General features: G+C 60.9%; 23 protein-coding genes and 1 tRNA gene. 15 read left to right on the forward strand and 9 right to left on the reverse strand.

Features of this window, described 5'->3' with window-relative positions:
• Nucleotides 1-60: 60 nt before the first annotated feature.
• Complete coding sequence (locus LB453_RS03125) at nt 61-567, forward strand: GNAT family N-acetyltransferase (RefSeq protein WP_103796254.1); 507 nt, start codon at nt 61-63, stop codon at nt 565-567.
• A gap of 125 nt (nt 568-692) precedes the next feature.
• Here the strand turns inward: LB453_RS03125 and mazF are convergent, their stop codons facing one another.
• The 3 genes from mazF to LB453_RS03140 form a co-directional block, all read right to left on the reverse strand.
• Nucleotides 693-1016 carry an endoribonuclease MazF gene (gene mazF / locus LB453_RS03130; RefSeq protein WP_103796255.1) on the reverse strand — a complete coding sequence of 108 codons (324 nt, stop codon included), beginning with the start codon at nt 1014-1016 and terminating at the stop codon, nt 693-695.
• A complete protein-coding gene (locus LB453_RS03135; protein WP_103796256.1) occupies nt 1016-1267 on the reverse strand; it encodes an AbrB/MazE/SpoVT family DNA-binding domain-containing protein in 252 nt (83 codons plus the stop codon). Before LB453_RS03135 ends, mazF begins: the two co-directional genes overlap by 1 nt.
• Before the next feature lie 108 nt (nt 1268-1375).
• Nucleotides 1376-1594 (reverse strand): hypothetical protein, encoded by a 219-nt coding sequence (locus LB453_RS03140; RefSeq protein WP_103796257.1) that lies wholly within the window; start codon nt 1592-1594, stop codon nt 1376-1378.
• Nucleotides 1595-1744: 150 nt separating this feature from the next.
• Between LB453_RS03140 and LB453_RS03145 the strand changes: the two genes are divergently transcribed.
• A complete protein-coding gene (locus LB453_RS03145; RefSeq protein ID WP_103796258.1) occupies nt 1745-3136 on the forward strand; it encodes an MFS transporter in 1392 nt (463 codons plus the stop codon).
• 91 nt (nt 3137-3227) lie between these two features.
• Nucleotides 3228-4391, forward strand: a complete 1164-nt coding sequence (locus LB453_RS03150; protein ID WP_103796259.1) for an HD-GYP domain-containing protein — start codon at nt 3228-3230, stop codon at nt 4389-4391.
• Here the strand turns inward: LB453_RS03150 and LB453_RS03155 are convergent.
• Both LB453_RS03155 and LB453_RS03160 read right to left on the reverse strand, forming a co-directional pair.
• Nucleotides 4388-6478: a TonB-dependent siderophore receptor gene (locus tag LB453_RS03155; protein WP_103796260.1), complete on the reverse strand. Its 2091-nt coding sequence runs from the start codon at nt 6476-6478 to the stop codon at nt 4388-4390. The genes LB453_RS03150 and LB453_RS03155 overlap by 4 nt on opposite strands.
• The gene (locus LB453_RS03160) at nt 6475-7575 is read right to left on the reverse strand and encodes an ABC transporter substrate-binding protein (RefSeq protein WP_103796261.1); all 1101 of its coding nucleotides are present in this window, start codon (nt 7573-7575) and stop codon (nt 6475-6477) included. Before LB453_RS03160 ends, LB453_RS03155 begins: the two co-directional genes overlap by 4 nt.
• A 239-nt stretch (nt 7576-7814) precedes the next feature.
• On the opposite strand from LB453_RS03160, the gene kdpF reads away from it, so the two are divergent.
• From kdpF to LB453_RS03190, 6 genes are read left to right on the forward strand one after another with little or no spacing between them, the layout of a single operon-like run.
• Nucleotides 7815-7904: a K(+)-transporting ATPase subunit F gene (kdpF, locus tag LB453_RS03165; protein ID WP_033753373.1), complete on the forward strand. Its 90-nt coding sequence runs from the start codon at nt 7815-7817 to the stop codon at nt 7902-7904.
• Nucleotides 7904-9592 carry a potassium-transporting ATPase subunit KdpA gene (kdpA, locus tag LB453_RS03170; RefSeq protein WP_103796262.1) on the forward strand — a complete coding sequence of 563 codons (1689 nt, stop codon included), beginning with the start codon at nt 7904-7906 and terminating at the stop codon, nt 9590-9592. Before kdpF ends, kdpA begins: the two co-directional genes overlap by 1 nt.
• Nucleotides 9589-11634, forward strand: a complete 2046-nt coding sequence (gene kdpB / locus LB453_RS03175; RefSeq protein WP_103796263.1) for a potassium-transporting ATPase subunit KdpB — start codon at nt 9589-9591, stop codon at nt 11632-11634. The genes kdpA and kdpB overlap by 4 nt, the downstream gene beginning before the upstream one ends.
• A gap of 10 nt (nt 11635-11644) precedes the next feature.
• Entirely contained in the window at nt 11645-12208 is a 564-nt protein-coding gene (gene kdpC / locus LB453_RS03180; RefSeq protein WP_103796264.1) for a potassium-transporting ATPase subunit KdpC, read from the forward strand.
• A gap of 8 nt (nt 12209-12216) precedes the next feature.
• Complete coding sequence (gene kdpD, locus LB453_RS03185; protein WP_224481591.1) at nt 12217-14889, forward strand: two-component system sensor histidine kinase KdpD; 2673 nt, start codon at nt 12217-12219, stop codon at nt 14887-14889.
• A 54-nt stretch (nt 14890-14943) separates the two neighbouring features.
• Nucleotides 14944-15447, forward strand: a complete 504-nt coding sequence (locus LB453_RS03190) for a TIGR00645 family protein (RefSeq protein WP_103796266.1) — start codon at nt 14944-14946, stop codon at nt 15445-15447.
• Nucleotides 15448-15465: 18 nt separating this feature from the next.
• Here the strand turns inward: LB453_RS03190 and LB453_RS03195 are convergent, their stop codons facing one another.
• A complete protein-coding gene (locus LB453_RS03195) occupies nt 15466-16401 on the reverse strand; it encodes a LysR family transcriptional regulator (RefSeq protein ID WP_103796267.1) in 936 nt (311 codons plus the stop codon).
• 95 nt (nt 16402-16496) lie between these two features.
• Here LB453_RS03195 and LB453_RS03200 point away from each other — a divergent pair, with 95 nt between their 5' ends.
• The 4 genes from LB453_RS03200 (at nt 16497) to LB453_RS03215 (ending at nt 20856) form a co-directional block, all read left to right on the forward strand.
• Entirely contained in the window at nt 16497-17705 is a 1209-nt protein-coding gene (locus LB453_RS03200; protein WP_103796392.1) for an MFS transporter, read from the forward strand.
• 59 nt (nt 17706-17764) lie between these two features.
• On the forward strand, nt 17765-19114 hold the full coding sequence (locus LB453_RS03205) for a cation:proton antiporter (RefSeq protein WP_103796268.1): 1350 nt from the start codon (nt 17765-17767) through the stop codon (nt 19112-19114).
• A 29-nt stretch (nt 19115-19143) separates the two neighbouring features.
• Nucleotides 19144-19494 (forward strand): hypothetical protein, encoded by a 351-nt coding sequence (locus tag LB453_RS03210; RefSeq protein ID WP_103796269.1) that lies wholly within the window; start codon nt 19144-19146, stop codon nt 19492-19494.
• A gap of 465 nt (nt 19495-19959) precedes the next feature.
• The gene (locus tag LB453_RS03215) at nt 19960-20856 is read left to right on the forward strand and encodes an alpha/beta hydrolase (protein ID WP_103796270.1); all 897 of its coding nucleotides are present in this window, start codon (nt 19960-19962) and stop codon (nt 20854-20856) included.
• A gap of 340 nt (nt 20857-21196) precedes the next feature.
• Here LB453_RS03215 and LB453_RS03220 read toward each other — a convergent pair whose 3' ends face one another.
• Together LB453_RS03220 and LB453_RS03225 are read right to left on the reverse strand one after the other, a co-directional pair.
• A complete protein-coding gene (locus LB453_RS03220) occupies nt 21197-21460 on the reverse strand; it encodes a hypothetical protein (protein ID WP_103796271.1) in 264 nt (87 codons plus the stop codon).
• Between the two features lie 587 nt (nt 21461-22047).
• Nucleotides 22048-22123: transfer RNA gene (locus tag LB453_RS03225), tRNA-Thr, on the reverse strand.
• Between the two features lie 538 nt (nt 22124-22661).
• On the opposite strand from LB453_RS03225, the gene LB453_RS03230 reads away from it, so the two are divergent.
• Nucleotides 22662-23573 carry an Rpn family recombination-promoting nuclease/putative transposase gene (locus tag LB453_RS03230; protein ID WP_103796393.1) on the forward strand — a complete coding sequence of 304 codons (912 nt, stop codon included), beginning with the start codon at nt 22662-22664 and terminating at the stop codon, nt 23571-23573.
• A gap of 70 nt (nt 23574-23643) precedes the next feature.
• A complete protein-coding gene (locus LB453_RS03235) occupies nt 23644-23844 on the forward strand; it encodes a hypothetical protein (RefSeq protein WP_233215856.1) in 201 nt (66 codons plus the stop codon).
• Between the two features lie 52 nt (nt 23845-23896).
• On the opposite strand, the gene gorA is transcribed toward LB453_RS03235, so the two are convergent.
• Nucleotides 23897-25249, reverse strand: coding sequence for a glutathione-disulfide reductase (gene gorA / locus LB453_RS03240; protein WP_103796273.1), 1353 nt, complete (start codon nt 25247-25249; stop codon nt 23897-23899).
• Between the last annotated feature and the right edge of the window lie 6 nt (nt 25250-25255).

The raw sequence follows: 25255 nt of genomic DNA on the forward strand, positions 1-25255 counted from the left end.
GACTCTCTTTACGCCTGGGGAGAGTAAACAGCTTAGTGCAACTTATAAGGGATTACCGATATGGAATTAATCATTCGCGGCCGTGAACCCAGCGATGCCGCTGGGTTTCAGCGTCTTTACAGCCACCCAGAGGTCTATCGCTGGACCACCCAGCTGCCCTTTCCCAGCGTGGCGATATGGCAGAAAAAATTCGAACGTATGGATAGCGAGGGCTATATCGGTTTTGTTGCGGAGCTGGATGGACAGATGGTCGGCGAAATGACGCTGTTCATTGAAAACCGGCCGCGTACCCGTCACGGACTGAGCTTCGGCATCGGCGTCGATCCCGCTTTCAGCGGACGCGGCATCGGCGAACGTTTAATCCGAAATGGCCTGGACTACGCCTTTAACTGGCTGGGCGCGACGCGCGTAGAGCTGGAGGTGTTTCACGATAATGCGCGCGCGCGGCGGCTCTATCAGCGCATCGGCTTTGAGCAGGAGGGCGTGCGCCGCAAGGCCTGCCTGCGCGACGGCGACTATCACGATATTGTTCTGATGGCGATGCTGCGCGAAAACTATTCACAGTAGCGGCGCGCTGCTGGCGACGGGGAAGAAGCATGTCAGTTTCCCGTCCTCTGTGCTGAGCGGAGTAAACCGCATCGCCTCGCTTTTTGGGGGGGCACTCATTCGCTGACCAGCCCTTTACCGAAGGTTTAGCCGACCAGCATGCGAGTGAGTTTACGCACAGCCTCGAGCTCATCAGCGGTGGCTTTGCCCTTTGGCGCCGCGTTGCGCGCTTTCCAGTCCAGGTTACGGACCTGGTCTGCCAGCGCCACGTTTGCGGGTGCGCCGGCGATCGGCACTTCAAAAGGGTTACCTTTGATTTTGGTGGTAAGCGGGACGCATATCATCATGCCGATGCGGTTGTACATTGCCGGGCTCATGACCAGCGCCGGCCTGCGGCCAGCTTGCTTATGCCCGGCGTGCGGAGTGAAATCGAGCCAGAGTATATCTCCAGCATCGGGAACAAAGGGCATTACCAGATCTCCTGTCCTTGTGCGTCTCCGAAGTCCATTTCGCCATGCATATTCTCAGGGGTTACCTGGCTCATGATCGTCTCGAGAGTAACCTGGCGCACCGGCTCAATGACCAGACGCTGCATGTTATTAGCGTCTGTCTGAACGCTGATCTCGACTTCTGCGTCGATGTCCATGTTCATCAGGGTCATCATATGTGCGGGAATTCGCACCGCGGGGCTGTTGCCCCAGCGCTTAATTGTCTGTCGCATTTTAGATAATCCAGTTAACACGTTGCCGCTTCTTTTCGTCTGCTACTGCAGCCACTTCTGTTGTTGAGGTCAGTCTACTCTTTAACCAGTATTGTATCAACATTGTATCTACATCCGCTCTACCCACTCTGTGTCGGCCAGCTCGGGCACCGCTTTCGCGTTGTCGTTGCCCTGGTAGCTGACGTGGTAGCCTGGGCGGTTGGTACGGCTGCGCTTCATAGCGCAGCGCACCATGATTTCCTGGAGCTGGCGCACATTCCCCGTGCGGCAGCCGCCGTTTTTGCCGCTTATGTGCGGCGCCGCAAGCTGCGTTGTGAAGGCTGCCAAAATCAGGGCCAGATAGCGCCCATGATTTCACCACTCGCCCAATGACCAACCCTTCGCCTGCTACCTATATTTCCTCCACAGGGCGTTTAACGCGGTATGCCTGATCGTTTTTTCCGGGGCGGAATGCCTCCTTTTTAAGGAATTCACCTGATGAGAAAAGAGCACGCTGCCGCGCGGCCCACCCGCGTACGTATCTGGATCCTTTGCCTGATCCTGTTTCTGTCAGTGGTGGCCTACGCCGACCGCTCGATCCTGTCGATCTCAGGATCGGCGATCAAAGATGAATTTGGACTCTCGGCGATCCAGCTTGGGCTGATCCTCTCCGCGTTTAGCTGGGCCTATGTGATCGGCCAGATCCCCGGCGGCCTGCTGCTCGATCGCTTTGGCGCGAAAAAAGTGTACGGCATCACGCTGGCGCTCTGGTCGCTTTCCACCATTGCGATGGGCTTTGTCGGCGAACTGGCGGGCGGCATCACCGCCGCGCTGGTGCTGATGTTTACGCTGCGCTTTGCGCTGGGGCTGATAGAAGCGCCCGCCTTTCCCGCCAACGCGCGCGTGGTGATTATGTGGTTTCCCGGCGCAGAGCGCGGGCGCGCCTCTGCGCTGTTTAGCACGGCACAATACTTCGCCGTGGCCATTTTCTCGCCGCTTTCCGGCTGGCTGGTGTCGCGCTTTGGCTGGGAGTGGCCTTTCTTCGTGCTGGGCGGCATCGGGGTGCTGGCGGTGTTTGTCTGGGCGGCCTATATGCGCGAGCCGCGCAACCATCCCGGCGTTTCCGCCAGCGAGCTTAACTATATCGTCGAGGGCGGGGCGCTGGTGGATATCGACGCGGCCCATACTCTGAAGGCGCGGCCCGCGCTGAACAAAAAAATGTTCAAAACCCTGCTCTCCAGCCGCATGCTCTGGTGCGCCTATCTCGGTCAGTACTGCACCATCGCGCTCAGCTACTTCTTTATTACCTGGTTTCCCATCTATCTGGTACAGGCGCGCGGCATGAATATTATGGACGCCGGTTTCGCCACCATCGCGCCCGCGCTGTTCGGCTTTCTCGGCGGCATCAGCGGCGGCTATATCTCCGATATGCTGATCAAACGCGGCTGGAGCCTCTCCTGGGCGCGCAAAACGCCGTTTATTATCGGCATGCTAATGGCGGCGTCGCTGGTGATGGCCGCGGTTATCCCGAGCAACCTCGGCATTATCGCCATTATGTCTTTCGCCTTCTTTGGCAAGGGGGTGGCGGCGGGTGCCGGCACCTGGACGGTGATTAGCGACACCGCGCCGAAAGAGGCGGTCGGCCTTGCAGGCGGCATATTCAACGGCATCAGTAATATCGCCGGCTTCGTTACGCCGCTGCTGTTCGGCGTGATTGTCGGGCTGACCGGCAGCTACAGCATCGGGCTGGGGTTCGTCGGCGCGCACTGCGTGGTCGCCGCGCTGCTGTTCCTGTTTGTGATGGGGCCGATCGCGCGCGTCGGCGAAACGCCGACGCCTGAAGCGGCGCGCGAGGCGAAAAAGACGGCGCAGGGCGTGAAGGCGATATAAAGCGCTGCGCCGACCACTTCATTCCCCACTGAAGAAAATTTGCTCATCTGCCGATATCTCTCTACCGGGAGCGATCCTTAGGAGAGATATCGTGATAAAACAAATCACCGTCGACGAGCTGCGGCCAGGGATGTTTATCCATAAGCTCGAGGTCTGGTGGATTAAAGACAAACGTATTCGTAATCAGATGCTGGTGACCGATCCGCGCCAGATCGCAATGCTGCGCAGTGAAGGGATCCAGCGGCTCTGGATCGATCTGAATCGATCGGTGCCAGCGCCCGCCGCGCCGTCGGCGGCCAGTCAGCCCGTCGCGCGCACCCCCTTTTTCCTGGAGCTGGACCAGGCGCAGCAGATTTTCCAGCAGGGCAAGACGCAGGTCATGGCGATGTTCAACGAGGCGCGCCTTGGGCACCGCCTCAACCTGGCGGGCACGCTCGACCTGGTAGACGAAATCGCCGGTTCAATCCGGCGCGAGCCGACCGCGCTGCTGAGCGTCGCGCGCCTTAAAAATCATGACGATTATACCTATCTGCACTCTATGGCGGTTTGCGGGTTAATGATTACGCTGGCGCAGCAGCTGGGGCTGGACGACCAGCAGGTGCGGCGCGTCGGCATGGGCGGGCTGCTGCATGACGTCGGCAAAGCAGCGGTGCCGCTGGAGATCCTCAATAAGCCCGGCAAGCTCAGCGACGAAGAGTTTGAGGTTATGCGCCAGCACCCGGTGACCGGCGTGCAGATGCTGATGGAGGCGGGTGCCGACGAGGATCTGCTGGATATCGCGCTGCATCATCATGAAAAGTATGACGGCAGCGGCTACCCGCACCGGCTAAAGGGCGAGGAGATCTCCCTCTACTCGCGCATGGCCGCGGTGTGCGACGTCTATGACGCGCTCACCTCGACGCGCAGCTACCGTAAAGGCTGGACGCCCGCCGAAGCGATGCACAATATGCTGAACTGGCGCGGCCACTTCGACCAGCAGATCCTGCATATTTTCGTGCGCGCCATTGGCATCTATCCGGTCGGCTCGCTGGTCAGGCTCGCCTCGGGACGCGTCGCGCTGGTGGTGAAAGCGGGGGAGCGCTCGCTGCTGAAGCCGGTGGTACACGCCTTCTGGTCGCTGCATGCGCAGCGCGAAGTCAGGCCGGAACGTATCGATCTCAGCGACAGCTTCTGCACCGACAGCATTATCGGCGCAGAAGAGAGTCCGCTATGGGTAAACGCCGATCTTAATCGCGTCTGGGCGCTGGCGAGTTAAAAATCGACGCTGGCGCGCAGCACGATCTCGCGCGGCTCGCCAACGGCGACGCGCAGGTTATTGCCGCTGGACGGATAAAATGTCTTATCAAACAGATTGTTAACGTTGACCTGCCACTTGACGCGGTAGCGGTTAAGCGGCATCTGCCAGGCAACGAAGGCGTCCGCCACCGTGTAATCATCGAGATAAAAGCTGTTGGCCGCATCGCCCGGTCGGCGACCGACGTAGCGCGCGCCGACGCCGGCGCGCAGATCGTCCGCCGCCAGCAGGCCGGTGGTGCCAAAATCGTTGGTGAGAAACAGCGCGGCGGTATGGCGCGCGGTATTGCTCATGGCGTTGCCGTTATTCGCCGGATCGGCGGTGACGCGCGCATCGGTCCAGGCGTAGCTGCCTACCAGGCTGAGGGAGTCGGTCAGCTTGCCCGCCAGATCCAGCTCGACGCCCTGCGAACGCACCTTTCCGGCGGTGCGCGTCAGGGTCTCGCCATTCACCAGTTCATCAACCATAACGTTGCGTTTCTGAATATCAAACAGCGCCAGCGTGCCGGTCACGCCGTTGGGCAGATCGATCTTACCGCCCACTTCCCAGGCTTTGCCCAGCTCCGGCGGCAGCGCGCCGATCTCGGTGGCGATAGAGACGTTCGGCTTAAAGGATTCGGTGTAGCTGGCGTAGAGGCTCGACCAGTCGTTGAGGTTGTAAACCACGCCCGCGCGCGGTACCAGCCGGCTGTCGGTGCTGCGGGTGCGGGCGACGAACGGACGGCCTTTGCCCGCCATTACGTCGAAGCTGTCGTAGCGCAGGCCGCCGAGCAGCAGCCAGTTCGGCGTCAGGCGAATGGCGTCCTGCACAAAGAGGCCGCGGCTGTCGATATTTTCGCGCTGATCGCTGTCGGCAGCGCTCACGGTTGAGGTCGATGACATCTCGTCATACACCGGATGCCAGATATTGAAGCGGCTATTCTTTTTGCCGCGCAGCATATCGCCGCGGAAGGTGCGGTCAGCTTCGTAGTCGAATCCGGCCAGCAGCTGGTGACTGACGCGGCCCCAGTCGACGTCGCCGTTCAGCGTCAGCTGCACCATCTGTGAGCGGCTCTGGGCGTCGGCGGTGGCGTCGGCCTGACGCGTCAGCACGCCGGTATCGGCGTTAAAGGCGGTGGCGCGCGCCTGATGGTCGCTGTAGGCGTTGCGGGTAAAGCTGTAGTTAAGATGTGCCGTCCAGCTGTCGTTCAGGATCCGATCGGCGGCCAGCGTCAGGGTATCCTGATCGCCGCGCGTGGCGTTAAAACGCTCGTCGAAGCGCTCTTCGCGCGGCGTGTTCACCGGCTTGCCGGTTTTCGGGTCGATTACCGTGCCGCGATCGAACGGCACCAGATACTCCATATGTTCCCAGGCGACGCGCAGGGTGGTGCTCTCGCCAAACCACATCAGCGACGGCGCAATCACCGTCTGGCGCGTGCGGCCGAAATTGCGCCAGTAGTCAGTTTCGTCGTGATCGACAATAAGCCGTCCCGCAAAGCCGCTGGTGCCGAGCGGGCCGGTCACGTCAAGCTGCCCGCCACCGCCGCCAAAGCTGCTGTTGCGGCCCTCCAGATGCACCTGCGGCGTCAGCAGCGGCTTCTTGCTAATGACGTTAACCAGGCCGCCCGGCTCGTTCATGCCGTAGAGCATAGAGGAGGGGCCTTTCAGCACCTCAACGCGTTCGCTGGTGGGGGTAAAGTTGCGCGCCTGAATCGAACGCACGCCGTCGCGCAGAATCGAGCCGTCGCGGTTATCGCCGAAGCCGCGCTTGATCAGCGCATCCTGCGTGCCGCCCAGCGTATTAGCCTGGGTAATGCCGCTGACGAACTTCACCGCCTCGTCGAGGTTCTGCGCGGCGCTGTCCTGCAGCACCTGCTGCTGCACCACCGTAACGTTCTGCGGCGTGTCGATAAGCTTTGCCGGCGCGCGCGTGGCGGTCACGCTGCTGTGCGGCTGGTAGCCATTCTCCTGCGGCTCGGCGTCCTGCGTCACCAGCAGCGTAGATTCCTGCGCCTGCAGGCTGCCGGAGAGCAGCGCGCCGCCCAGCAGAAGAGAAGAAAGCGGTTTCATTGCGGTAACTGGCTCCAGAAAGTCCCTGATAAATTCAGCGGCAGAAAGCGCTGATAAAGTTGCTCAAGCGTGCGTTGCGGATCGAGGTCGGCGAACAGCTGCGGGTAGAGCGCCCTGGCGAAAAACTCTACCGCCACGACATGCCAGGGGCTGAGGTAGAAGTTGTGCCACAGCCCGAAGGCGCGATGGTTTTTTACCGCCTCAAGCTGGCTAAGAACCGGCTGCGCGGCCAGCAGCTTTTGCAGGCTGGCGGCCGCCTCGCCGGCGCCGATCGCCGGGCCGAGCTGAAGAGTTTTGTCGTTGTCCGCGTCCGCCATGCCGGTCGCGATATAGACCTGCGGCGGCTGCGCCAGCGCCTGCTCAGGGTTGATCTCGCCGAACACCCCTTTTACCGCGCCCGCCGCGATATTGTCGCCGCCCGCAAAGGCGAGCAGCTGCCCGAGATTGCCGTTGACCGCGGTGGTGCAGCAGGTGTCGCGTCGGCCCAGGTGCAGATGCAGCATTACGCGGGTTTTTGCGCCGTGATAGCTCGCCAGCCGGTCGCGCACCTTATCCATATGCTGCTGATAGAAATCGATAAAGGCCTGCGCGCGCTGCGGCTGGTCGAACACGTCGCCCAGAATCTTCAGGCTCGGCACCGTGTTGTTGAGCAGATCGACCCGCAGGTCGACATAAATCACCGGAATATTGACCTGCTGCATCAGCTGGCGGAAATGCGCCTCTTCCGCGCCGCTTTTCGCCAGGCGCGGCAGGATAATCAGATCGGGCCTGAGCTTCAGCACCTGCTCGGGGTTGAGATCACGCAGCGCGCCGCTACCCAGCTGTGGCACCGCTTTGATCGCCGGAAACGCGGCGGTGAACTGGCGCCAGCTTTGCGCGTCGTACTTCGCCATATCCGCAGGCCAGCCTGCGATACGCGCCGCCGGATTGCCGGGCACGATCAGCGCCAGGGTATAGAGCATGCGGCTTTCGCCCAGAATGATGCGCTGAGGACGATCGGGCAGCATCACGCGCTGGCCGGTGATATCGACAATGGATTTCGCGAAGCAGGCGCCGCTGCACAGCAGCAACAGCAGCAGAGAAAAAAGAGAACGCATCACAATTATTTCGCAAGGAAATCGAAATGATAATGAATATCAATCTTCTTCACAATGTCAGCAGAGCCGTTACGCTGCGCCAGCGGGTTTTATAATTAAAAAAGGCAGCACCCCCCGCTCATCCACCTGTTTATTCGCCATTTTTATAACTTTTTTACGCCCGCTACAGGCAATTTAACCGCTTCTTTATACCGATGCGCGCAGGCTATTGGGAAACCCTGATCCCTCTGGAGGTCGCTGTGAGCGTGGGCGTAATAACCGGCATCGTGCTGGTGTTTTTGTTACTGGGCTACCTGATCTATGCCCTGTTAAATGCGGAGGCGTTTTAATGGCCGCCAACGCGTTTTTACTGATTGCTGTTTATTTGCTGGTGCTGATGGTGCTGGCGCAGCCGCTGGGCCGCGGGCTGGCGGTGCTGATCGCTGACAAGCCGGTGCTGGCGGGCGTTGAGCGTCCGCTCTGGCGGCTGCTCGGCGCGCAGGCGCCTGCCATGCGCTGGACGCAATATCTGCTGGCGATCCTGCTGTTTAACCTGCTCGGTTTTGTCGTGCTGATGGCGATCCTGCTGCTGCAGGACCGGCTGCCGCTTAACCCGCAGCAGCTGCCTGCGCTGAGCTGGCATCTGGCGCTCAATACCGCGGTGAGCTTCGTCACTAATACCAACTGGCAGTCCTACAGCGGCGAGAGCACCCTGAGCTACTTTAGCCAGATGGTCGGCCTGACGGTGCAGAACTTCGTGTCGGCGGCGACCGGCATCGCGGTGGCGTTCGCCCTGATCCGCGGCTTCGCCAGCCGCGCCACCGATACGCTCGGCAACGCATGGCGCGATCTGACGCGCATCACGCTCTATCTGCTGCTGCCGATCAGCCTGCTGATGGCGCTACTGTTCGTCAGCCAGGGCAGCGTTCAGAACTTCCTGCCGTACCACGACATCACCACGCTGGAAGGGGCGAAGCAGACGCTGGCGATGGGGCCGGTGGCGTCGCAGGAGGCGATCAAGATGCTCGGCACCAACGGCGGCGGCTTCTTTAACGCCAACTCGGCCCATCCGTTTGAAAACCCCAACGCGCTGACCAACTTTGTGCAGATGCTGGCGATTTTCCTGATCCCGGCGGCACTCTGCTTCGCCTTTGGCTATGCGGTGCGCGACCGTCGTCAGGGCCATATGCTGCTCTGGGCGATGTCGCTGATGTTTGTAGTGGCCGTGGTGGCGGTGATGTGGGCGGAAACCCGCGGCAACCCGCACCTGCTGGCGCTCGGCGCGGACAGCGCGCTGAATATGGAAGGTAAAGAGACGCGCTTTGGCATCCTCAACTCCAGCCTGTTCGCGGTCATCACCACCGCCGCCTCCTGCGGCGCGGTGAATGCGATGCACGACTCCTTTACCGCGCTGGGCGGCATGGTGCCAATGTGGCTGATGCAGCTGGGTGAAGTGGTGTTTGGCGGCGTCGGCGCGGGCCTTTACGGCATGCTGCTCTTCGTGGTGCTGGCGGTGTTTATCGCGGGCCTGATGATCGGCCGCACGCCGGAGTATCTGGGCAAAAAGGTCGACGTGCGCGAAATGAAGATGACCGCGCTGGCGATTCTGGTGACGCCGACGCTGGTGCTGCTCGGCACCGCGCTGGCGATGATGACCGACGCAGGCCGCGCAGGGATGGCGAACCCGGGCATACACGGCTTTAGCGAAGTGCTCTACGCGGTCTCTTCCGCCGCCAATAACAACGGCAGCGCCTTTGCGGGCCTGAGCGCCAACACGCCGTTCTGGAACCTGCTGCTGGCGTTCTGCATGCTGGTCGGCCGCTTCGGCATCATTATTCCGGTGATGGCGCTGGCGGGCAGCATGGCGGTGAAAAAAGCGCAGCCGGTAGGCAACGGCACGCTGCCGACGCACGGCCCGCTGTTTATCGCGCTGCTGATCGGCGCGGTGCTGCTGGTGGGCGCGCTGACCTTTATTCCCGCTCTGGCGCTGGGCCCAGTCGCTGAGCATCTGCAACTTCTTCAGGGTACGCACTCATGAGTCGTCAACAACAGGCGCTGAACGGCGCACTGATGCGCGTCGCGCTGGTCGACGCGCTGAAAAAGCTGGATCCGCGCGTGCAGTTTCGCAATCCGGTGATGTTTGTGGTCTGGCTCGGCAGCCTGCTGACCACGCTGCTGGCGCTGGGCATGGCGGGGGGCTGGCTCGACGGCCGCGCCAGCTTTACCGGCGCTATTGCGCTCTGGCTCTGGTTCACCGTGCTGTTTGCCAACTTCGCCGAAGCGCTGGCGGAAGGGCGCAGCAAGGCGCAGGCGAGTAGCCTGAAAGGGGTCAAGAAAACCAGCTTTGCGAAAAAGCTGTCTGAGCCGCGCCACGGCGGCCAGTGGCAGCAGGTCTCGGCCGATAGCCTGCGCAAGGGGGACATTGTGCTGGCGGAGGCGGGCGATATTATTCCCTGCGACGGCGAAGTGCTGGAGGGGGGCGCCTCGGTCGACGAGAGCGCCATCACCGGCGAATCCGCGCCGGTGATCCGCGAGTCGGGCGGCGACTTCGCCTCGGTGACCGGCGGCACGCGCATCCTTTCCGACTGGCTGGTGATCCAGTGCAGCGTCAACCCAGGCGAGACCTTTCTCGACCGCATGATCGCTATGGTAGAGGGCGCGAAGCGGCGGAAAACGCCTAACGAGATCGCGCTGACCATTCTGCTGGTGTCGCTGACCATCGTGTTTCTGCTGGCGACCGTTACCCTCTGGCCCTTCTCCGCATGGGGCGGCGCGCCGGTCAGCGTCACGGTGCTGGTGGCGCTGCTGGTCTGTTTGATCCCCACCACTATCGGCGGCCTGCTGTCCGCCATCGGCGTGGCGGGCATGAGCCGTATGCTGGGCGCCAACGTCATCGCCACCAGCGGACGCGCGGTTGAGGCGGCGGGCGACGTCGACGTGCTGATGCTGGACAAGACCGGCACCATTACGCTCGGCAACCGCCAGGCGACGCAGTTTCTGCCCGCGCCGGGCGTCAGCGAAGAGCAGCTGGCCGATGCAGCGCAGCTCGCCTCGCTGGCGGATGAAACGCCCGAGGGGCGCAGTATCGTGGTGCTGGCGAAACAGCGCTTCAACCTGCGCGAGCGCGACCTGAACAGCCTGGGGGCGAGCTTTATCCCCTTCTCGGCGCAGACGCGCATGAGCGGCGTCAATGTGCAGGACCGGCTGATCCGCAAAGGGGCGGTGGACGCGGTCAAGCGCCATATCGAAGCCAACAGCGGCCGCTTCCCGGCGGAGGTCAACGCGCTGGTGGAAGAGGTGGCGCGCGCGGGCGGCACGCCGCTGGTGGTGTCGGAAGGGGCGAAGGTGCTGGGCGTGGTGGCGCTGAAAGATATCGTTAAAGGCGGCATTAAAGAGCGTTTCGCCGAGCTGCGCAAAATGGGGATCAAAACCGTGATGATCACCGGCGATAATCCGCTGACCGCGGCGGCGATCGCGGCGGAAGCGGGGGTCGACGACTTTCTCTCGGAAGCGACGCCGGAAGCGAAGCTGGCGCTGATCCGCCAGTATCAGGCGGAAGGGCGGCTGGTGGCGATGACCGGTGACGGCACCAACGACGCCCCGGCGCTGGCGCAGGCCGACGTGGCGGTGGCGATGAACTCTGGCACCCAGGCGGCGAAAGAGGCGGGCAATATGGTGGATCTCGACTCGAACCCCACCAAGCTGCTGGAAGTGGTGCATATCGGCAAGCAGATGCTGATGACGCGCGGCTCGCTCACCACCTTCAGTATCGCCAACGACGTCGCCAAATATTTCGCCATTATTCCGGCGGCGTTTGCGGCGACCTATCCGCAGCTCAATCTGCTCAACGTGATGCATCTGCATTCGCCGTCGTCAGCCATTCTCTCGGCGGTGATTTTTAACGCGCTGGTGATCGTCTTTCTGATCCCGCTGGCGCTGAAGGGCGTGAGCTACCGGCCGCTGAGCGCGGCGTCGCTGCTGCGCCGCAACCTGCTGATCTACGGCGTGGGCGGGCTGCTGGTGCCCTTTATCGGCATTAAGGCCATCGACCTGCTGTTAGTGCTGCTCGGTCTGGCGTAAGGAGAAAAAAATGAGTCAGTTACGTCCGGCAATGTTAGTTTTACTGCTGCTTACCCTGATAACCGGCGTCGGTTATCCGCTGCTTACTACCGGCCTGGCCCAGTGGCTGTTTCCGGCCCAGGCCAACGGATCGCTGATTGAAGCGCAGGGTTCTGAGCTAATCGGCCAGAACTTTACCCGACCCGGCTATTTCTGGGGGCGGCCGTCGGCCACCGGCGACGCGCCCTATAATCCGCTGGCGTCGAGCGGCAGCAATCTGGCGGCAAGCAATCCGGCGCTCGACAAGGCGGTGGCGGATCGCGTCGCCGCGCTGCGCGCCGCTAATCCGCTCTCGCCGCAGGCGGTGCCGGTAGATTTAGTGACCGCGTCGGCCAGCGGGCTGGATCCGGCGATTTCGCCCGCCGCCGCGCGCTGGCAGGCGCCGCGCGTCGCCACCGCCCGTCAGCTGCCGCTGAAAACGGTGGAGGATCTGATCGACGCCAATACGCAGCGGCCGCTGCTCGCCTTTAGCGGCGATCCCACCGTTAATGTGCTGCGGCTTAACCTGGCGCTGGACGCGCTGACTCAACCCTGAAGGATGTAATGAACGACGAACGCGAACGCCCCGATCCCGACGCGCTGCTGTTGCAGCAGACCGACAGCCATCGCGGCAAGCTGAAAATCTACTTCGGCGCCTGCGCGGGCGTGGGCAAAACCTACGCCATGCTGCAGGAGGCGCAGCGGCTGCGCGCGCAGGGGCTCGACGTGCTGATCGGCGTGGTGGAGACGCACGGCCGGGAAGAGACCGCCAGCCTGCTGCATGGGCTGGCGGTGCTGCCGCGGCGCGCTACCGGCCGCTCGCGTCATGCCGAGTTCGACCTTGATGCCGCGCTGGCGCGCCATCCGGCGGTGATCCTGATGGATGAGCTGGCGCACACCAACGTGCAGGGATCGCGCCATCCCAAGCGCTGGCAGGATATCGACGAGCTGCTGGACGCGGGCATCGACGTCATCACCACCGTCAACGTGCAGCACCTGGAAAGCCTGAACGACGTGGTGGGCGGCGTGACCGGCATTCGCGTGCGCGAAACTCTGCCCGACCCCTTTTTCGACAGCGCTGATGAGGTGGTGCTGGTGGATCTGCCGCCGGACGATCTGCGCCAGCGCCTGAAAGAGGGCAAGGTCTACGTGGGCGATCGCGCGGAGCGCGCCATCGAAAATTTTTTCCGCAAGGGCAATCTGTTCGCCCTGCGCGAGCTGGCGCTGCGCCGCACCGCCGACCGCGTCGACGATCAGATGCGCGCCTGGCGCGACCAGCAGGGCCGCGACTGCGTCTGGCACACGCGCGATGCCATTCTGCTCTGCATCGGTGAGGACTCCGGCAGCGAAAAGCTGGTGCGCATCGCCGCGCGGCTGGCGGCGCGGCTCGGCAGTGAGTGGCACGCGGTCTACGTTGAGACGCCGCGCCTTAACCGGCTGCCGGAAGCGCGCCGGCGCGCCGTCCTGAAAACGCTGCAGCTGGCGCAGGAGCTGGGCGCGGAGACCGCCACGCTCTCCGATCCCGACGAGGCGCAGGCGGTGCTGCGCTACGCCCGCGAGCATAATCTCGGCAAGATTGTCACCGGCCGCCGCCCGCTGCGGCGCTGGCACCGCGACAGCTTCGCCACGCGCCTCGGCAAGCTGGGGCCGGATCTCGATCTGCTGGTGGTGGCGCTCGATGAGCCTGCGGCTGAAGCGCCAGCGTTAGCGGATGCGCGCGTCGGCGGCGACCGCTGGCGTCTGCCGCTGCGCGGCGTGCTGATGGCGCTGCTGCTCTGTATTCTGGTCACCGCCGCCGGACGCTGGCTGCTGGCGGGATTCGATACCGCCAACGGCGTGATGATCTATCTGCTGGCGGTGGTGATTATCGCGCTGCGCTACGGGCGCTGGCCGTCGGTGATCGCCACGGTGATGAATATTCTCGCCTTCGATCTCTTTTTTGTTGCCCCGACCGGCACGGTGGCGGTCTCCGACCTGCAGTATCTGGTGACCTTCGCGGTGATGCTGGCGGTGGGGGTGATTGTCGGCAATCTCACCGCGGGCGTGCGCTATCAGGCGCGCGTCGCGCGCTACCGCGAGCAGCGCGCGCGTCACCTTTATGAGATGGCTAAATCGCTGGGCAGCGCGCTGACGCCTGAAGATATTGCCGCCACCACGCAGCGGGTTATCGACGTCACGCTGCAGGCGCGCAGCCTGCTGCTGCTGCCGGACGAGCAGGGCGAGCTGGTGGCGACGGGCGCGGCGACGCCGGGCAGCGAGCCCGATCGCGCCATCGCCAAATGGAGCTACAGCAAAGGCCAGCCCGCAGGTGCAGGCACCGACACGCTGCCAGCCGTGCCCTACCAGATCCTGCCGCTGAAGAGCGGCGCGCACTGCCGCGGGCTGCTGGTGGTGGAGCCGCAGAACCTGCGTCAGCTGATGATCCCGGAGCAGCAGCGGCTGGTGGAGACCTTTACCGTGCTGATCGCCAACGCGCTGGAGCGGATGGCGCTGTCGCAGAGCGAGGCGGCGTCGCGGCTGGCGGCGGAGCGCGAACAGCTGCGCAACGCGCTGCTCTCCGCGCTGTCGCACGATCTGCGCACGCCGCTGACCGTGCTGTTCGGCCAGGCGGAGATGCTGATGCTGGACCTGGCCAGCGAAGAGTCGAAGTATGTCACCCAGGCCAACCAGATCCGTGAGCAGACGCTGAGCACCATCCGGCTGGTAAGCAATATGCTCGATATGGCGCGCATCCAGTCGGGCGGACTGAACCTGCGCGAAGAGTGGCTGGCGCTGGACGAGGTGATCGGCGGCGCGCTCAGCAGCATGGCACCGTCGCTAAAAGGACACGGCGTCACGCTCGACCTGCCGTCGGAGCTGGTGCTGATCAAAGGCGACAGCACGCTGCTGGAGCGAGTGCTGACCAACCTGATTGAAAACAGTCTGAAATATGCGGGCAACAGCGCGCAGCGCGGCATTCGCGCCTGGCGCGACGGCGAACGGCTCGAGATAGCGGTCTGGGATAACGGGCCGGGCATCGCCGACAAAGACCTGACGCGCATCTTCGACAAGTTCGCGCGCGGCGATAAAGAGTCGTCGGTGCCGGGCGTCGGGCTGGGGCTGGCCATCTGCAAAACCATCGTCGAGAGCCACGGCGGGCGCATCTGGGCTGAAAATCGCCCTGAAGGCGGCGTCGCTTTTCGCCTCTCCTTGCCGCTGCCGCCCGCGCCTGAAATTTCTGAAGAGGCGCTGAAATAACTTCACAGAGGATCGGTTATACTGCCTTACCTGTCTGATTATCTGTGGGAAATTATGGAACGTTTTACCGAAAACCTGATGTATGCGTCGCGCTGGCTGCTGGCTCCGGTTTACATTGGACTTTCGCTGGGTTTGCTGGCGCTGACGATTAAATTTTTCCAGGAAATTTTTCACCTGCTGCCCAATATTCTCAGCATTGCGGAAAACGATCTGATTTTACTGCTGCTGGCGCTGGTCGACATGACGCTGGTGGGCGGCCTGCTGGTGATGGTGATGCTCTCGGGCTATGAGAACTTCGTCTCTAAGCTTGATATCGACGACCACAAAGAGAAGCTGAGCTGGCTCGGCAAGATGGACTCCGGCTCACTGAAAAACAAGGTCGCCGCGTCGATCGTCGCAATCTCCTCTATCCATCTGCTGCGCGTGTTTATGGAAGCGCGCAACGTGCCCAACGACAAGCTGATGTGGTATGTGATTATCCATCTGACCTTTGTGCTGTCGGCCTTTGTGATGGGCTGGCTGGACAATATGTCGAAAAACGATAAAAAGCATTCGTAACCCCCGCCGGGCTGCGGGCTAAAATTTCCCGGCTGGCCGCGTGCCGGTCAGCTGGGGCATTACTTCCCGCACCATTTCAAAGAATTTTTGCAATCGCGCCGGGTAGTAGCTCGCCCAGGGGTAGGTCAGCCAGACTGGCAGCGGCGGCGCCTGCCATTCAGGCGTAAGCTGCACCAGCTCGCCGCGCGCTAAATCCTCCTGCACCACCCAGGACGACATAATCGCCGCGCCCATTCCCATTAATGCCGCTTTACGCACCGCGTAGAGGCTGTCGCTGCTCAGGCGCGGCGCAATCGCCATATTGACCGGCTGGCCGTCGTCAATGCGCTGTAACGCAATTTCGTTACGGTAAAAGCTGGTCAGCGCCAGCCAGGGCAGCGTCGCCAGCTGCTCTACGGCGTCGATCGGCGCGTGCCGCGCCAGCAGATCCGGCGAGGCGACCACGATGCGCGGCACCTCTGCCAGCAAAATCGCCACGATAGCGGGATCGCTCAGCGCGCCAACCTGAATCGCGCAGTCGACATTCTCGGCGATAAAGTCGGGCGTGCGGTCGTTAAGCATCCACTCCACGTTCAGGCGCGGGTAGCGCATCAGATAGTCCACCAGCGGCGCGACCAGCTGATCCTGGCCGAAGGCGTGCGGCGCCCGCACCCGCAGCGTGCCGACCGGTTCATCGTTGGCGTGGGTCAGCGCATCCTCCAGCGCGTGCCAGGTGGCCAGCAGCTGGCGCGCATGGGCGTAGCAGCGCTCGCCGTCGTCGGTCAGCTTGAGCGCGTGGGTGGTGCGCAGGATCAGCTTCAGCCCAAGACGCTGCTCCAGCGCCTGCAGCCGACGGCTGATGGTGGGCTGGGTGGTATTAAGCTGCGCCGCCGCTGCCGACAGGCTGCCGCTCTCGACGATGCGGATAAAGGTCTGCATCAGTTCAATACGATCGGGACTGGATAAGTTGTTCATACTCACCACGTATAACAGTTCTGCTTTTTATCAGTCTACCGCGTATGGCGGCAATGCGCTTTACTAAGCGCCATACCCCTGTGGAGAATATCATTATGTCAGCAATTAACAGCGTTGCGGCCAGCCCGGCCGAAGCCTTGCCCGGCCCGCTGGTCTTTACCCTTGCCGCAGGCGCAGGGTTGAGCGTGGCCTCGATTTACTACAGCCAGCCGATGCTGGATATCATCGGCAAACAGTTTAGCGTCGGGGTCGGCGCGGTTGGCATGGTGCCGATGCTGACGCAGATGGGCTATGCGCTGGGTATTCTGCTGTTGGCGCCGCTGGGCGACCGTCACGATCGCCGCGCCATTATCCTGATTAAGGGCCTGCTGCTGGTGGCGGCACTGTTGCTGTGCGGCTTCTCCGGTGGCCTGAACGCGCTGCTGGTTGCCAGCTTTGTCACCGGCCTGACGGCGACGGTGGCGCAGGATATCGTACCGGCCTCCGCCGCGCTGGCTCCCGAGCGCAGCCGCGGCAAAACGGTCGGCACGGTGATGACCGGCCTGCTGGTAGGCATCCTGCTGTCGCGCGTGGTGAGCGGCGTGGTGGCGGAGTATTTCGGCTGGCGCGCCATGTACTGGCTGGCGGCGGCAATGGTGCTTTGCATCAGCCTGGCGCTGTGGCGCGTGCTGCCGCGCTTTACCCCCGGCACCTCGGTAAGCTATCCGCGACTGCTGCTGTCGCTGGCGCATCTCTGGCGCCACCATCAGACGCTGCGGCGCGCGGCGCTGGCCCAGGGTCTGCTGTCGGTCGGCTTCAGCGCCTTCTGGTCGACGCTGGCGCTGATGCTCAGCGATCGCTTCCACCTCGACAGTGCAGTTGCGGGCGCCTTTGGCCTGGCGGGCGCGGCGGGTGCCATGGCCGCGCCGCTGGCGGGCAGCGTTGCCGACCGTATCGGCCCGGCGCGCGTCACCATCGTCGGCGCCGGGCTGGTTACCCTCTCCTTCGCGCTGATGTTTCTGCTGCCCGCGCTGCCGTTACCTGCCCAGCTGGCGCTGATCGTGCTCAGCACCATCGGCTTCGATCTCGGGGTGCAGGCCACGCTGGTGGCGCACCAGACGCTGGTTTACAGCCTGGCGCCAGAGGCGCGCAGCCGCCTTAACGCGCTGCTGTTTACCGTGGTGTTTATCGGCATGGCGACCGGCGCTGCGCTGGGCAGTCTGGCGCTGGCGCGCTGGGGCTGGAATGGCGTTGTGACGCTCGCTACCCTGGCCGGGGCCGCCAGCCTCGCGCTTCGCCTGGCGAGCCGCCACCTGAAGAACTGATCCCGTTTTCGCGCTCTTGTGCCAGGATTAAACATAATCTTTAGGGAAAACGGAGCGTTATGAGCTTTCTTGCCTGGATGGCAGCCACCGGCTGCCTTCTGTTATTAATGTCGCTGGCGTCGGGATGGATACATCGCGGACCGGTGACGTCGTTTGGGCTTTACCTGTTAGCCGGGATCCTCTGCGGACCCTGGGTGTTCGACGTCGTGCAGATCGACATTCTGAAACATTCGGAAGCCGCCGCGCATATCACTGAAATCACCATGGCGGCCTCGCTGTTTATCACCGGACTGAAGCTGCGCCTGCCGCTGCGCGCGCACAGCTGGCGGCTCGGAATGCTGCTCGCCTTCCCGGCGATGCTGCTGACGGTAGGCGGCATGACGCTGCTGGCGCACTGGCTGGCGGGTTTCGACTGGCCGCTGGCGCTGGCGTTCGGCGCCATCGTCGCGCCGACCGATCCGGTGCTGGCGAGCCTGATCTCCGTTAACGATGCGCGCGACGACGACGCGCTGCGCGTGGCGCTCTCCAGCGAAGCGGGCATGAACGACGGATCGGCGCTGCCGCTGCTTGTTTTGGCGCTGCTGCTGTTTAACGGCGAAAGCCTGACCTGGGGCAGCTTTGGTCACTGGACGGCGGTTGAGGTGATCTGGGGCATCGGCGGTGGTCTGGGGCTAGGCTTTCTGTTTGGCCGCCTTGTCGGGCTGCTGGCGACGCGGCTGCGCAACGCGCACGGCGATGTGGCACCCAACGATTTTCTCGCGCTGGCGCTGATTGCGCTCAGCTACGCGGCGGCGGAAGCGCTGGGCGCGTCTGGCTTTCTGGCGACCTTCGCCGCTGGCGTCGGGCTGCGCCGCGCCGAGCTGCGCGTCTTTAAAAGTTTTCCACCGGAAGAGCTGAGCGAAGAGGAGCGGGTGCTGCCCGCTGAAGCGCTGGTCAATCCCAACAACCGTCTGGAACACGCCGGGGAAAGCGGCAATATGGTGAAGTCGGTCGGGCTGGTGGTCAGCGACGCGCTCTCATTTGGTGATACGATTGAGCGGTTGCTGGCGGCGGCGATGATGGTGGTGCTGGGGGTGACGCTTGCCCATCACTGGAACCTCGACGGCATCCTGTTGGGACTGGCATTATTTATCGTGGTGCGGCCGCTGGCGGTATGGCTGACAACGCTGCGCTGCGGCATTCCGCCGGTGCGCCGTCTGCTGATCGGCTGGCTCGGCATTCGCGGTATCGGCAGTATTAACTATATCGCCTTCGCCTGGGTACACGGCATGGCGGGACAACAGGCCGAAACAATGGTTGATATGGCGCTGACACTGGTGGTGTGCAGCATTGTCATTCATGGCGTGACGGTCACGCCGCTGCTGAACTGGCGCTCGGCGCGCCTTTCCGCCCGGCATCACGACGAGTAAACCGTCACCCGATTAAAACAGGAGTGGATATGAAAAAGTCGTTGTTGATTGTACTGGGGATGCTGGCCTCATCCGCCGCGCTGGCCGCTGACGATGAGACCAATATTCCGCAGGAAAACGTTTATGCCAGCAAGCTCTGCCATATCGTCAGCGGGGAGACCCAGGTGGGCACGGCGGATTCCTACGTGCAGAAAATGAAAAGCTATACGGCGATGAGCAAATCGTCGAGCGCGATGAACCAGCCTTCGTTTGACGAGGATATCGCCAGCGAGGTGGCGAACGCCTGGCTGCAGCTGGGCGAAGACGAACGAGGCAAGCTGCGCGCCGACGAGCCGCTGTGCGAGCAGACGGTAATGACGCAGTTTCAGCAGGAAGATTAACGCTGGCCGCGTCGCTAACGCTTCTGGCCCGCACCCCTGCGGGCCTTTTTAACAGCAGGGGGTTATGCCTTATTCCGCTTCCAGACGCCGCGCCGTTTCAGGCGTGATGGCGGCTTTGCCTGCCAACCTCTTTTGCCTGTCCTCGACTCAATCAGGCTTCTGTAATTCCTGCTAATCACGCTGTTTTCGCACAGGAAACAGACCGGCAAACCGTTTCGCCTGACGATCTCCCCCCTGAAAAACTCTCTGCGCGGTCTCTTTTATGCGCGCGGCTGCGGAAGATTTAAACAGAGTAAATGCTCTCCGCGCCGCGGGCGAATTAACGCCTTCAGCCCACCTTTTTTTGTGGCATTTTGTGCCGGATTGCGTACATAATCGCCAGCAATTGATATGCGTCACATAATAACAGCGCCGCCGCTGACAGGCGCGTCTGGATCAGCTACTGGCATTGACTCAACGGGCATCATGATCACGCGTCGACACTTTCTTTTGGGGTCTGGAGCCCTTCTCCTTTCGATGACCGCAGGCAAGCTCTTTGCCCGCGATGAGGTCATTCCGCTGTGGCCGGACGAACCGCCGGGCGGCGGCGGGCCGTCGGGGCCGCTGCGCGTTAACAAGCACGGCTCCTGGTCCAATATTGTCAGCCCGGCTATTCAGCGGTTTAAACCAGAAAACCCCAACGGCGAAGCGGTGCTGATCGCGGCGGGCGGCGGCTATAAGTTTATCGGCATGGGTCGCGAGGCCTGGCCGGTGGCGCGCTGGCTCAACAGCAACGGCTACACCGCCTATGTGCTGAGCTATCGTCTGCCGGAAGAGAAGTGGCAGGCGGGCCATCTTGCGCCGCTGCAGGACGCGCAGCGCGCTATTCGGCTGGTGCGTTCGCTGGAGCGCAAAGTGCACGTGCTGGGCTTCTCCGCCGGCGGGCACCTGCTCGGCATGGCGGCGGCGCGTCCAGATTTCCGCTCCTATGAATTCCAGGATGAGCTGGATCACGTGGTGCCGAAAGTCGACAGCGTTGGTTTGATCTATCCGGTTATTACCCTGGAAGCGCCTTATACCCACACCACCACGCACCGTATTCTGGTGGGCAACGGCGCGACGTCGGCGGAAGAGGCGAACTGGTCGGTGCAGAATTACGTAACCCGCAGCTATCCGCCCACCTTTCTGGCGCAGGCGGAAGATGACCCTGTCTCCAACCCCTATAACACCGAGCTGATGCGCGATACCTGTCGGCGCAACCGCGTGCCGGTGGAGCTGATAGAGATCAGCCGCGGCGGTCACGGCTTTGGCCTTGGCAAAGCGGGCACCCCTGCCGCGCTGTGGGATCAGGCTTATGCGCGCTGGCTCGATCGCCTTAGCTAATCCGTTCACTTCCCGGCGGCTAGCAGGCTGCCGCGGTAATCGTCGTCTCTCTGCGCTCGATAGCGAGACAGAGGGCGTGCAGCGGCAGGTTGTTAGCGCCGACGCTGAAGAGAGCCTTCAGCTCTTCCGACACCTATTCCTGCGCCAGAAAGGGGCAGGAGATAATCCTCGAAACCAGCGGCGTTATGCCGTGCAGGCAAAGGAATCGGTGTGGGCGGCGATTAAGGCGAGTTTGCCGCCCTGAGATAAAGGTTGCGGCCTTGGGTGCGCGGCCAGTGCCAGCGGCGACGTTGATTAATAAAAAAGCCCGCCGAAGCGAGCTTTGATAGAGGGAGAAACGTTACTCCCTTTTACCCTTTATAAAATAAAGGGTTAAGTCTTTGAGGATGGCTATGCCGCCATAAGAACAAAATAAAATCACAAAAAACTTTGCGGCTTCATACGGTAGAAAACCCATCCATCCATCATCCGGGAAAATATCTACTGAGGTTAACAGAGCAGTGGCTGATAATATCCCAGGAATAATACAGGCATTTTTTACCCTGTTTTCCCTACCAGGTGCACTGTCCACCATAGTTATTCCCTGTCCCTCCACCATTTCCATTACCGGTGGCAGCACATGATATTGCCCCTGCGGCAATGCCTCTGGCCACGCCACCCCAAGAGGTTGAACCTGATATAACACCCGTAACGATACTTGATATACATGGGTTATCACGAATAATTGAACCTAAATCCATCCCACACGAATGAGTTCCAACAAAGCCGGCACCCTGGCCCCCATAGCTGGTATGGCCAGAATAATTCCTGGAACTATTAAAAGATTCATAGCCACTATTGGCATTCGCGCCAGATATAATCTTCAACTGCTCTCTATCCAAAATTTCCATATTTGAATCTCCACTATTTAACTCAATGCATAGTAAGCAGCGCTGCGTATTTGTTATACCAGCAGGCCGCGAAACAAGCAAAAAATAATACAGAGATTAAAATAGCTAATTACATCGTTGATTAAAATGTAATTTTAAAATTGAATTTTTTCAGGCTCAGCAAATGATTGGCAATAACGCCAGCTGCGACCAGTTATTTACCAATTAGCGAGACATATATCACATTATTTCTTGTTAATGCTAAAGATATGTTAAATATATCTTTTTTTTTACATCTCTTTTTAAGAGGGCATTGTTGAAATGGTGCCGGTTGCAGGCATCGAACCCGCGACATTCTGATTACAGGTCAGGCGCTCTACCAATTGAGCTAAACCGGCAAATCAGTCATCAGGATTAGCTCTACGGCTAACGCTCGCTCACTACCCATCTGCCTGCTGGACCCAGTGTCTTTCAGGTAGAGCATAAATGCAAAAAACCGCCAGATGGCGAGGTTGTAAATGTTATAAGTCAGTACGTTATGACAACTCGTAGCAGAGTTTCTTATGTTTTGCGTACGTATTATTGTATGAACTTTGGGATCCGAGTAAGACAAAAATCGATAATATTAAGGCGTTGTTTGTGGAAATGCCAAATGCTGGCACTCAGAAGAAATTGCTATCCGAATCTTTATTAAAAAGCAAATTTTAGAGGTTTCTGAAGCAAGAAGAAAGACATTAAAGAACCCCTGGACTTTTTGGAAGAAGAGATATTTCTTTCTGGCATAAGTGGCAGGAGATATAAGGCTGGCTCAAAAAGACCCATTTAGCAATACTCTCATATCAGGCTTCTCCTGGCTTATTTTTTACCGGTCTCGCTAATGACTGGTTTTTCCTTCTGTGTCAGGCTCTGCTCATGTTTTTTTCAGAGTCAGGAAAGATGAAGAAGAAAAACAGCACCCCGACTCCGCACGATGCGGCCTTCCGGCAGTTTCTCAGCCAGCCCGGCGTCGCTCGTGACTTTATGGAGCTTCACCTGCCTGCCAGACTGCGCGCCCTGTGTGACCTCAGCACGCTGAAGCTGGAGTCTGGCTCTTTCGTTGAGGACGACCTGCGTCAGTACTTTAGCGACGTGCTGTTCAGCCTGAAAACCCGCCGCGGCGGTGATGGCTACGTGCATGTGCTGATTGAACATCAGTCTACCCCCGACAGTCATATGGCGTTTCGGCTGATGCGCTATGCGGTGGCCGCCATGAAGCGCCATCTCGACGCGGGGCACAAAAAGCTGCCGCTGGTCGTGCCGCTGCTGTTTTACGCCGGCAAGCGCACGCCTTATCCGTTTTCTACCCGCTGGCTGGACGAATTTAGCGATCCGGCGCTGGCGGAGAGCGTCTACGGCAGCGCGTTTCCGCTGGTGGACGTTACCGTGATCCCGGACGAAGAGATCGCTGAGCATCGCAGCATGGCGGCGCTCACGCTGCTGCAAAAGCATATCCATCAGCGAGATCTGGCGGAGGTGATGGAGAGGCTGACGTCGGTTTTACTGGCAGGCTGGCTCTCTTCTTCCCAGATATTGTCGCTGGTACACTATATTGTTCAGGCAGGAGAGAGCGCCGATGGCAGCGCCTTTATCCACGCGCTGGCACAGCGAATGCCGCAACAGAAGGATGCACTGATGACCATTGCAGAACAGCTTAAGCAGAAAGGCAGGCTTGAAGGAAGACGTGAAGGAGAGCGTGAAGGCACCCTTAAAGTCGCACGCAGCCTGCTGAAAATGAATATGCCGCGCGAGGCGATTATGCAGGCTACCGGCCTGTCAGAGGAAGAGCTGAACCGCCTTCAGACAGCCTGAGGCGAGGTCGGATGCCAGTGTCTTTCTTCACGCGCTGGCACAGCGAATGCCGCAACAGAAGGATGCACTGATGACCATTGCAGAACAGCTTAAGCAGAAAGGCAGGCTTGAAGGAAAGCTTGAGGGAATACTTGAAGGAAGGCGTGAAGGCACCCTTAAAGTCGCACGCAGCCTGCTGAAAATGAATATGCCGCGCGAGGCGATTATGCAGGCTACCGGCCTGTCAGAGGAAGAGCTGAACCGCCTTCAGGCCGCTCAACGCAATGCCTGACGTCACGCCGGTTAAAGATTGAGAGGGCCAGCATCGGCTGGCCCAATAATCATTAACGCATCGTCACGAACTCTTCTGCCGCGGTCGGATGGATCGCCACGGTATTGTCGAAGTCTTTTTTGGTCGCGCCCATCTTCAGCGCTACCGCAAAGCCTTGCAGCATCTCGTCCATGCCTGAACCGATACCGTGAATACCGACAATCTTCTCGTCCTCGCCGACGCAGACCAGCTTCATGCGGCAGGGCTGGCGATGCTGCGTAACCGCGGTGTACATCGCGGTAAAGGATGATTTATAGACTTTCACCCGCTCGTCGCCGTACTGCTCGCGCGCCTGCGGCTCGGTAAGGCCTACGGTGCCGATGGGCGGATGGCTGAACACCACGGTGGGGACGTTATTGTAGTCGAGATGCTCGTCAGGCTTGTTGTTGAACAGGCGCTCTGAGAGACGACGACCCGCCGCCACCGCCACCGGCGTCAGCTCGACCGCGCCGGTGTTGTCGCCGACCGCATAGATGCCGTCGACGCTGGTGTTCTGATACTTGTCGACCTTGATATAGCCTTTTTCATTCAGCGCCACGCCGGTTACCGCCAGGTTCAGGTTATCGGTCGCCGGTTCGCGGCCGATCGCCCATACCAGACAGTCGACGGTCTGCTCGCGCCCGTCTTCCAGCTGCAGCGTCAGGCTGCCGTCGGCGTTCTTCACTACCGCCTTTGGCACGGCGTGAGTATGCAGCGCCGGGCCCTCGGCGTTCATCACCTCTACCAGCGTATCGGTGATCAGCGGATCGAAGCTGCGCAGCGGCGCGTGCTTGCGCACAAACAGGTGCGTTTCGGAACCCAGCGCGTTAACCACGCCCGCCAGCTCAACGGCGATATAGCCAGCGCCGATCACTGCCGTACGTTTCGGCAGGGCGTCCAGCTCAAAGAAGCCGTCAGAATCGATACCATATTCCGCGCCCGGCACGTCGGGATGGCTCGGACGGCCGCCGGTGGCGATCAGAATATGGTCGGCGGTAATACGCTCGCCGTTCACTTCCACGGTATGGGCGTCAACGAAACGAGCAAAGCCCTTAATCACGTCGACGTTGTTTTTGCCCAGCACGTTGTCGTACGAGGTGTGGATGCGATCGATATAGGCGCTACGGTTTTTCACCAGCGTTTCCCAGCTGAAATGGTTCACCGTCGTATCGAAGCCATAATCCGGACCGTAGAGATGGATAGCCTCGGCGATCTGCGCCGCGTGCCACATCACTTTCTTCGGAACACAACCCACGTTCACGCAGGTGCCGCCCAGCTCTTTGGCTTCAATCAGGGCGCATTTCTGGCCATACATAGCGGCGCGGTTAACTGAAGCGATGCCGCCGCTGCCGCCGCCAATGGCGAGATAGTCATAATGTCGTGTCATGGTGTG

The sequence above is a fragment of the Pantoea agglomerans genome, from assembly GCF_020149765.1.
In the GTDB taxonomy this organism is placed as follows: Bacteria; Pseudomonadota; Gammaproteobacteria; order Enterobacterales; family Enterobacteriaceae; genus Pantoea; species Pantoea alvi.